Source organism: Desulfosporosinus lacus DSM 15449, from assembly GCF_900129935.1.
GTDB classification, from domain to species: Bacteria; Bacillota; Desulfitobacteriia; order Desulfitobacteriales; family Desulfitobacteriaceae; genus Desulfosporosinus; species Desulfosporosinus lacus.
Window position 1 is genome coordinate 25,588 of record NZ_FQXJ01000034.1, and the last position, 8,765, is coordinate 34,352.

General features: G+C 42.4%; 11 protein-coding genes. 1 reads left to right on the top strand and 10 read right to left on the bottom strand.

What is annotated here, in order from left to right:
* Nucleotides 1–11: 11 nt before the first annotated feature.
* From BUB11_RS25030 to BUB11_RS25055, 6 genes are all read right to left on the bottom strand, one after another.
* Entirely contained in the window at nt 12–485 is a 474-nt protein-coding gene (locus BUB11_RS25030; RefSeq protein ID WP_073033192.1) for a VanZ family protein, read from the bottom strand.
* A 198-nt stretch (nt 486–683) separates the two neighbouring features.
* Nucleotides 684–1,442 (bottom strand): Uma2 family endonuclease, encoded by a 759-nt coding sequence (locus tag BUB11_RS25035; RefSeq protein WP_073033193.1) that lies wholly within the window; start codon nt 1,440–1,442, stop codon nt 684–686.
* 217 nt (nt 1,443–1,659) lie between these two features.
* Nucleotides 1,660–1,809, bottom strand: coding sequence for a FeoB-associated Cys-rich membrane protein (locus BUB11_RS25040; RefSeq protein WP_073033194.1), 150 nt, complete (start codon nt 1,807–1,809; stop codon nt 1,660–1,662).
* Entirely contained in the window at nt 1,806–3,815 is a 2,010-nt protein-coding gene (gene feoB / locus BUB11_RS25045; protein ID WP_073033195.1) for a ferrous iron transport protein B, read from the bottom strand. The genes BUB11_RS25040 and feoB overlap by 4 nt, the downstream gene beginning before the upstream one ends.
* 114 nt (nt 3,816–3,929) lie before the next feature.
* Nucleotides 3,930–4,145: a FeoA family protein gene (locus BUB11_RS25050; protein ID WP_073033198.1), complete on the bottom strand. Its 216-nt coding sequence runs from the start codon at nt 4,143–4,145 to the stop codon at nt 3,930–3,932.
* A 406-nt stretch (nt 4,146–4,551) separates the two neighbouring features.
* The gene (locus BUB11_RS25055) at nt 4,552–5,097 is read right to left on the bottom strand and encodes a hypothetical protein (protein WP_073033200.1); all 546 of its coding nucleotides are present in this window, start codon (nt 5,095–5,097) and stop codon (nt 4,552–4,554) included.
* Between the two features lie 290 nt (nt 5,098–5,387).
* Here BUB11_RS25055 and BUB11_RS28075 point away from each other — a divergent pair, with 290 nt between their 5' ends.
* Nucleotides 5,388–5,594, top strand: coding sequence for a hypothetical protein (locus tag BUB11_RS28075; protein ID WP_143187713.1), 207 nt, complete (start codon nt 5,388–5,390; stop codon nt 5,592–5,594).
* A 231-nt stretch (nt 5,595–5,825) separates the two neighbouring features.
* On the opposite strand, the gene BUB11_RS25060 is transcribed toward BUB11_RS28075, so the two are convergent.
* The 4 genes from BUB11_RS25060 to BUB11_RS25075 all read right to left on the bottom strand — a co-directional run.
* Nucleotides 5,826–7,241 (bottom strand): M56 family metallopeptidase, encoded by a 1,416-nt coding sequence (locus tag BUB11_RS25060; RefSeq protein WP_073033202.1) that lies wholly within the window; start codon nt 7,239–7,241, stop codon nt 5,826–5,828.
* A 10-nt stretch (nt 7,242–7,251) separates the two neighbouring features.
* Entirely contained in the window at nt 7,252–7,611 is a 360-nt protein-coding gene (locus BUB11_RS25065) for a BlaI/MecI/CopY family transcriptional regulator (RefSeq protein WP_073033204.1), read from the bottom strand.
* Nucleotides 7,612–8,083: 472 nt separating this feature from the next.
* Entirely contained in the window at nt 8,084–8,230 is a 147-nt protein-coding gene (locus BUB11_RS27305) for a hypothetical protein (protein ID WP_427846337.1), read from the bottom strand.
* A 42-nt stretch (nt 8,231–8,272) separates the two neighbouring features.
* Nucleotides 8,273–8,765, bottom strand: a 493-nt coding sequence (locus tag BUB11_RS25075; RefSeq protein ID WP_143187714.1) for a DUF3102 domain-containing protein, incomplete at its 5' end; no start/stop codon positions are given.

The following is an 8,765-nucleotide window of genomic DNA, read 5'->3' on the forward strand; positions in this document are numbered from 1 at the left end:
TATGAAATCCATCAGTTACGATGAGGCAACAATTTCCTTGAAGACTGGTAGACTAAGTAACCCAATACCCCACCAAACGTATTGAGCAGTACATCATCGATATCCAAGCCTCCGACATTAAATATATATTGGCAGATTTCAGCTGTAATACTGGTGAGCAGGGCGATTCCTATTATAGCGATCAATCGCCGCGTTCTTTTGAAAATAAGAGGCAGCAAAAATCCCAACGGCATAAACGCCACAATATTGCCTGCCAGATTAATTAGGACGATACTGACTCCAAAACTCTCATAGTTTTCAATATAGCTCTCGATTGTTTTCAGGGGAGTTAAGTTATAGCGTCTAGGCCCACCATGAGAACGATATTTTCCAAGAAACAGCTCCCAGATAAGAACTGTTGTATAAGCCAAAAATAATAACTGATAAACCCTACTCCACACCCTCGCATACAATCGCTGGGGCTTAACGCGGTTTTGATCTGACATCTGGAAGCTCCTTTAATACCACTTAAATACTTATTTTAATCATACCAGTCAATAAGAATAAGTAAAGTCCCCAATGAGCACATGCCGATGGATGTGCTTATTGGAGTTTGAGGTAAAATTGAAAACCATCTCTAAAAAAGGCCTCTCGAGGCTTTGCTCAAGTGGCCATGCTGTAATAAGTAAGAAGTCTGAGGAAAATCACTCAAATACAGGTCTATGAAATACCCTGTCCAGATCCAGGGCCAACCCCGGAAAATCAGGATGTGTGAATTTGTCGCCCGGTCCCCCTGCAAATACCAGGGTGTAACTTCCGTCCTTAAGCCTAAAAGTTTCCAAGGTGTCCTCCTCTGGATCCACAATCCAGTAGTGAGGGATCCCTGCCTTACGATAAATCTCCATCTTCCGTAAGCGATCTTTCCGGCGATTTGTCGGGGACATAATTTCCACCACCAAATCACAAGGACCGTCGATGCGTTCTTGACGCATAATTTCCCTGCGGGCACCGGAGATAAATAATATATCCGGCTGTACTACATTACTGATGTTCAAAGTAACATCCAAGGGAGCAAAAAAGAGTTCTCCCTCCGGATCATAATTATCAAAGAAAGTCATCAACCGACGTCCCAGTTCTCGCGATAATCGCTGATGATGCATAGAAGGCGATGGCTCCTTTACCAGAAATCCTTCTAGGATCTCAAACCGATAGCCAGGCTCTTCCGGAAGCTTCAAATAATCCTCATAGGTATAATTACCCTGCTTGGCGTATACATGACCTTCTTCTTTAACAGATAGGTTCCCTCCAGCCAAAGCAGCCAGCACGGCTTCCTTTTCATAGCGGTATTGTTTCTCTCCCAGTTCAATCGTGGGGATTTTTTTTTGCCGGGTATACCTCCAGATCGTTTCTACCGACAGATTAAGCATCTCCGCTAATTCCTGAGCCGTAAACAATTTCTTCATGAGGTCACCTCCAGCACAATAATACAACCAAACACATCTATAGTCAATTAAACACAACACAAATTCAAGTTCCAAGCAAAAAACGGGTGCTGTTCAGAACACCTTCATTTCGACCTGTGGACAAGTCCAAAATAACACCCTTTCTCAAAACCGATTTCCACTCGACAGAAAAACCTTCTCCAATAATTAACTCATATTGGAGAAGGTCGGCTGGCTGCTATTCCTGTGGGTGCTTATCCGAGCATCCTGAGCACCCGCTGCATCCAGAACACTTTACACCTTTTTTCTTATCCATGACAATTTTATATATGGCAAGGGCAACTAGGGCGGCTACTACAGCAATAACTATAAAATCAACTGTGCTCATACTTTCACCGACTGCATTTCGGCCGATATTTGTGTGCTTTTACTGCCTTTTCTCATAAAGTAAACCACACTCGCTACTATAATAGCCACAGCGATTAGCCCTCCGATAAATCCTGCGCCTAATGTACCAGTAGTTATTAAAGTACCGATCTGATATACAAGGAAAGCCAATACATAACCCATACTCAGTTGGAAACCAACAGCCCCCCACAGCCACTTAGGGGATTCCATTTCAGACCTCATGGCACCTATCGCCGCAAAGCATGGGGGTGTAAAGAGATTAAATACCAGATAAGCAAGTGCGGCTACTGCACTAATACCGAATATCGCACTTACTTCTGCACTGCCGCCAACAAGTGCTAACTCTTCAACATCGATAAAGTTCGTTATACTAAAGCAAACAGCTAAGGTTCCGACGACATTTTCCTTGGCGATAAATCCTGTTACTGCCGCTGCTGCAAACTGCCACAGGCCAAAGCCAAGCGGGATGAATAATATCGCTAAGGGTGATGCAATGCTTGCCAATATACTTGTCTCCGGCGCAGTCTCTGCAACTACTTGGAGTTGCCAGTCGAATGTTTGTAATATCTGTACTACAGCGTTGCAAACCAGAATAATTGTACCTGCTTTAATAATGAATGCTTTTGCTCTCATTAATACGGATATGGAAGCTCGCTTTAAACTTGGCCATCTATATTCAGGAAGCTCCATTATGAAATATGACCTAGAATAATCTCCTGTAATTTTTCTAATAATTAGTGCACTTATAATTATTACAATAATCCCAAGAAAGTACATCGAAGTTCCAACCCAACTATTATCGTTAAAAAAAACACCGGCAAAAAGTGCAATTATTGGAAGTTTGGCTCCACAAGGCATAAATGGGGTTAACATCGCAGTAGTACGTCTTTGTCTTTCATTTTTAATGGTTCTCGTTGCCATAACTCCAGGTATACCACAACCGGTACCAACAATCATAGGTATGATAGATCTGCCTGATAATCCAACTTTTTTAAAGAATCTATCAAAAACGATAGCTACACGCGCCATATATCCGCTGTCTTCTAATAGCGCTAAGCAGAAAAATAGCACCATAATCAGGGGTAAAAATCCAATGACAGCACCGACACCGCCAATGATACCATCAAGAAGCAAGGCACCAACAACAGGGTTTATGTTTTCTCCTAGTAGAGAAGCTACACCTTCGTACACCTTGTCTATCCATCCGACAAAAATATCTGCAAATAGTGGTCCAACCCAGGACTGCGAGATCGAGAAAACTAGCCAGATTATTACTGCAAAGATCGGAATCCCCAGCCATTTGTGTGCGACTATCCTATCAGCCCGGTCTTGCATGGTCTGCTTTTCCGAGCTTACCTTTCTTCTCTCGACTTCCGTAACGACATTGTTTACAAAGGCATATCGTTTTTTATCAGCCTTTTCAAATTCTTCTTTTGTTGAAGCTTTTTTTACGCCAATACTTGGAGAGATTTGCTTTTTGTTTGCCTTGCCAACCGTTATTACAGCATTCAGCAGTTCAAGCAAACCGTTATTTGCCGATTTTGTCGATACGGTTTGAATAACAGGGCATTTAAGGGCATCACTCAATGCCGGAATATCTATTGTATTGCCCTTTTTATCTGTCAAGTCACTCTTATTTAGAGCAACTACTACGGGTATACCTAGTTCAAGTAATTGTGTAGTAAAGAACAAACTTCTGCTTAAATTTGTTGAGTCAACTATGTTGAGAATAACATCCGGATTTTCGTTTTGGACAAAGTCTTTGGTTATGGACTCTTCACTCGTGTATGGTGACATGGAGTAGGCGCCGGGTAAGTCCACCACAATCAAGTCTTCGTTCCTTGGATTAAGGCTCTGCTTAACATCCCCTTCTTTCTTCTCCACGGTAACCCCGGCCCAGTTTCCTACATGCTCGATCTTACCCGTAATAGCATTAAACAATGTTGTTTTTCCGCTATTAGGATTTCCTGCTAAAGCGATTTTCATGATTTCCTCCTTAAATAGTTAGTTTAGTCTAACTTTTATTCAGCACTACCCTATAGTTAGTTTCATCTAACTTTTATTTAACACTACCCTAAGGTAATGATAGAACAAAATAGACTATACCATAATGGCGTTTGCTAAATCCTCGTCTATACTGTACCTTGCATCTTTGACATTAATTATATAATTAGATGCCAATTTTGAAATAATAGTTACTTTTTCACCAGGATAACACCCCAGCGTAAATAAGAACTCACGAATATCTTCGTGATCAGTATTAACGCAATTCACTGTATAAGGCGTATTTAACTTTCCTCTCGCTAAAGACATCATGCTCATCTCCTTGATAATTTGATTATGTTAATTACTTGCTTGCTTATCTGCTTTATCACAAATCGTTGTGATGCTGATTTGCTGTACCTTGATTTTACCGTAATTGATAATGAAAGTCAATATCTTTGTATGTGGTTTTTTTAACTTGCAACCAAAGTCTCCCGCCTCTAAGCCGCCTTGCTCACCATAGTGAGTGCGTAGGCGGGAGATGGGATTGCCACCCTTATTATTCTAATAGGTATAAATCATTACCAATATTGAGTATAAAATATAAAGTAGTAATTATGGCCGTCAGTATGAATCCAAGAGTTAGATAATAATAATCATTCAGTATTTCTCCATGTATTGTCATTTTGTTCTTGTTATAAAATGCATTGAAACGTCATTCATATCACTAAAATCACACCTATGGTTTAATTGCTTTATTGGCAGCGTTATATTCATGCCTAATCTGCACTGAGACTTTCTCACCCAACTCAGTGAGCGCTATGCTGCCAAGCTCAATTTCTGCTGTGTCGCAAAGAAAGCTCGGGTTTTTCTTCCCCTCATTAACCGTTTCTGTGAAGTATGCAAATAGAACCGAGTTTGAATGCAGTGTGTAGTCATAGTCCTCCAGGGGAATATCGTAGTCGAGAGAGATAAGCTGCTTTTTCTCAAGCTCTGACAAAACCGTTCCAATCTCTTTCACAATTTCCATGCTGTCATCAAGAGCATTTATATACACTGGTGCGAAAGAAACAAATCTAGCTTCTTCCTCTTTACAGCTACTCATAACAAAGCGGCTGACCGGTATGTAACTGTACTGCACAAGATCCATCAAAACGTCCATTTCCTCATTGGTGATTGTCATAGGGTCGTGAGAATGAGCGCAGTCTTTTTTAGAATCGGAAGAATGGCTGTGGCAGCAGCTATCGCTGCAACAGTCAGGCGATTGATCTTGCTTAATAAGCATTTGATTTTCTCCTGTTCTTTCAATAACTTTACTTGCTATACTTAAGTTAGTGTAATCTAACTTAAATATAGCATATTAATCCTGTGGAAGGTTAGAAAAACATCAAAGAGTTTGTTAACCCGTTTACGGGTGAGTCATTAGAAAAGAACAAGAAAAAATAGCTCCGCAACCCCTTTAGGGGTAGTTCGGAGCGGAGTACGGTTGGCGGAACTTTCAGCGAGCCTTTAGGCTCAGCTGTACCCAGCCCTTATAAAGCTAGAACAAACCACCCGCTGAACAGGTGGAATTGAATGCAAGAGTTATTTCGCCTAACGGACGGGTGTTGTCGGGATAGAAACTGGGCGCACGCATCTACAGAATGCAGGCCACGTTTCCCAGAGCCCTCCTGCGATCCCGGACAGTCGGATTTCCCGAGTCCGGTTCTCACCCCAGGTTTATCCCTTGAGCCTTCCCATATAACCCTAGGTTTAAATGTTGGCACCATATCCGCCCATTGATTATTTAGTTTACTCAAGGGTTAGCCTTCATTTAAGAGATACGTTATCAGTCTCTGTTTACTGCATTTCTCTGAGGCCACCAAGTGTCCAGAGGTCCTTTGCTTCAACAAGGTGTTACCGTGTTGAAAGTACAATTTCTTTGTACTTAAGAAGGCATTATGCACTAGTCCATGATGCTTTGCTCAATATCAGGGAAACCGTCGACTGGAGGAAGGAAATACAGAATGTTATTTACGGCAATTTATTAACGGTATCGAGGGCCTCCTTGAAGAACTGAGCGGGCATGTAGATCGTATCGTTCTGTAATACAATACTGGTATGGGTTGCCTGATCATGTGTGTTGCAGAAGATTCCATCAATCATAGATGTTACCACCTTGCCATCTGAAATATCTAGACTGGCAATACCAAGGGATTTTCCGTCTTTTACTAGCTCGTAGTTATATTCAACAGTGTTTGGATACTGAGGGTTATCTATATTTTTAGAAACTACATTTACCGTATACCCTAAGTTTTCAGCCGTGGTTACAAGCGGCAAATAAGGCACTCCCTTATCATTCAGGGCCCCCATTTTCCAATATTCCGGCAGAGCTTTCTCATTAACAGGTCTGGCGGAAGGAGTATTCGTTTCGATCCGTGCTAACCTTTCAGTGGATGACTCTGAACGGGACGAAGTGGTAGCTGCTGTTGAAGCAGGGCTTTCGGTCGCGAATCCTATACTTGCCCCTGTGACTATTAGAACAGCTGCTACAAGAGTTATAATTGAAGTTTTCTTCATTTTCATAATCGCAACGATCCTTTCTTCAATAGCATTTTTGCTAAAATTGTTCACAAGAGGGATTATACTGCTTCTCTTTTCCTCCAGCCCAATAAGAGCCAAGGCATAAGCGGACTTCATATTTTCTCCAACAGTCCTCACAACAGCTTCATCGCAGGACAGTTCAATATCCCGGTTTGCCAATACATACATTCTCCATACCAAAGGATTGAACCAATGTACACATACTGCAGCAACGAGGAAGAGCTTCATCAATGTGTCAAAACGTTGAATATGTACAAGCTCATGAATGAGGATATATTCCAAATGTTGTTCGTTCGTCCAGTCCGTGCCCTTGGGAAGGAGTATCACCGATCTAAATATCCCGTAAGCCAGCGGGGTAGCTAGTCTATCCGACTGCCTGATTTCCACCTTTCTCCTTGTTGGATGGCTTCGTTGCCAAGCCTTAACGAATTCGTTTTCAGCAGGCAGGGCGGTCTTATATTCTCTACGCCACCGAAGATGCGTGGCAAGGAAAAACAAGGCGCAGGCTAACAAGCCGATAACCCATACGACCATAAAGATGGATATGTCTTTCGAGGCCGTTTTCGCCAACGAAGCGTTTATCGTTTCTGCCGCCGTTCCAATATTGATTGGAGCCATACCTGTAACGGTCGTATCCATAGTTGAAAAGTGCGTTTTTAGTATGTTAGCAAGAGTATAAATACTGAAGAGTGAGGAAACGGAAAAAGGAATGAGCAGGCGGCACAGTGCCACGGCCCAAAGCACATAAAACGTCCTTTTCGGAAGCCGGTGCAGCGCAAAGGCACGGATAATTGCAATTGCCAGAATGAAAACGGAAGCCGAAAGGCTCATTTTCAATATCTCCATAACCATCCCCTCATTCCAGTTTGCTGACAATTTCTTTGAGTCTTTTGATTTCTTCCGACGATAAATTCGTCCGGCCCAAAATGGAAACGACGAGCTGATCTGCAGCGCCGTCATACATTTTGTTGATAAGCTCTGTAGTCTCCAGTTCCCGTGTCTGTTCTCTTGTGACAAGAGGATGGCAGACAAAATCGGGATCATACCGTCCAATAGCCCCCTTATCAACGCACTTTTTAATAACCGTATAGGTAGTGGTTTTACTCCAGCCCACCTGTTCTTTTAAAATTTTTGCAATTCGTTTCGCTGTTGTATCACCTTCTTTCCAGAGAATGTCCATGACTTTTAGCTCTGAATCAAAAAGTTTGATTTCCATAAGCGAGCTCCTTCCACTAATCATTCTATTGCAATAGAATGAAACAGCTTTATTCTATTGCAATAGAATAAAGCTGTCAAGAGCTTTTACAATTATTAATTAAAATGTATAAACTGAGCAAGAGAACGTAACCAGCAGCGGGGGCATCGTCAATCAATGTCTCCGCCGTTTTGCATTTATAGACCAAATGTGGCAGCCCCCGAACATATCCGCCCTGCACAAAGTGATACGAGCACCCTACACAACCGTTAGGCACCATGACAATATTTGTATCTTGTTTTTTTAGGCTGCACAAGGAAAAAATCTCTCGCGTGTGCAAGGGAGCGAGCTAACATTCCCTCGCCTTTGCTTGCGCTTTTGTATACCGGAAGAAGGTGACTGTTTAACTAGTTGCAAAAGGTTTAAGAGCCGAAAGGCTCTTTTTCTTATGTCCAAAAGAAAAATAAGCAGCGGTTAAGGCTGCCTGTAATTATTATTTTTGATTTGTTTGGATTCCTAAATGTTCTTTTAAGGCTTCCTGAAGAATGGTTGAGAAATCCACATTGTGAGCTTCCGCCTCTTCATTAAGCCATAAGGGAATCGATAATGTTTTCTTTGTCGCTAAGGCATCACGTGCCATATAAATAGCGTTTGACGGACCCTGAATCTCCGTATCTCGAATTTACCATCTTTCATGGGTAGCGTAGGTCTCAACCGTCGTCATATTCGTCCTGGTAACAGGCGGCCACTCTTTAAGCCTTTCCACCATATTTCCAGCAAGCTCCCTCGCGTCTTCGCTGCATTTCTCCTGCACCGCCGGATCAAGTCTGGCCAGTTGGCAGAGGGCTTCCAGCAGTTCCTGGAATGCATCGGCGATAGTTTGGCGGCAAGCGATGCATTTTTCTTCATACTTCGTGGTAAAGGCTTGGGAGGCAGCAGTTTTTGGCCTGCTTATTGGTTTGGCGGTTTTTTTGACGGTTTGATATTCTATCTTGATTCCCCCGGAATTATTAGGCAGAGGTGTGACTTGAGCCAGCTCTTTCTCCGGAAGGGTTTGCTTCTGTTCTTTAAGAGCCCGATTCAGCTCACGGATGGTTATATTATTAACATCCTGCTCCAGGATAAATTCCTCCCGCTCATCTTCCGGAATTCCCAGCAGGAGAAGAGCCTGGTTG

Coding starts and splice junctions, on each gene's coding strand:
- BUB11_RS25030 (WP_073033192.1), bottom strand. CDS start 485: ATGTCAGATCAAAACCGCGTTAAGCCCCAGCGATTGTATGCGAGGGTG.
- BUB11_RS25035 (WP_073033193.1), bottom strand. CDS start 1,442: ATGAAGAAATTGTTTACGGCTCAGGAATTAGCGGAGATGCTTAATCTG.
- BUB11_RS25040 (WP_073033194.1), bottom strand. CDS start 1,809: ATGAGCACAGTTGATTTTATAGTTATTGCTGTAGTAGCCGCCCTAGTT.
- feoB (WP_073033195.1), bottom strand. CDS start 3,815: ATGAAAATCGCTTTAGCAGGAAATCCTAATAGCGGAAAAACAACATTG.
- BUB11_RS25050 (WP_073033198.1), bottom strand. CDS start 4,145: ATGATGTCTTTAGCGAGAGGAAAGTTAAATACGCCTTATACAGTGAAT.
- BUB11_RS25055 (WP_073033200.1), bottom strand. CDS start 5,097: ATGCTTATTAAGCAAGATCAATCGCCTGACTGTTGCAGCGATAGCTGC.
- BUB11_RS28075 (WP_143187713.1), top strand. CDS start 5,388: ATGCAAGAGTTATTTCGCCTAACGGACGGGTGTTGTCGGGATAGAAAC.
- BUB11_RS25060 (WP_073033202.1), bottom strand. CDS start 7,241: ATGGAGATATTGAAAATGAGCCTTTCGGCTTCCGTTTTCATTCTGGCA.
- BUB11_RS25065 (WP_073033204.1), bottom strand. CDS start 7,611: ATGGAAATCAAACTTTTTGATTCAGAGCTAAAAGTCATGGACATTCTC.
- BUB11_RS27305 (WP_427846337.1), bottom strand. CDS start 8,230: ATGGCACGTGATGCCTTAGCGACAAAGAAAACATTATCGATTCCCTTA.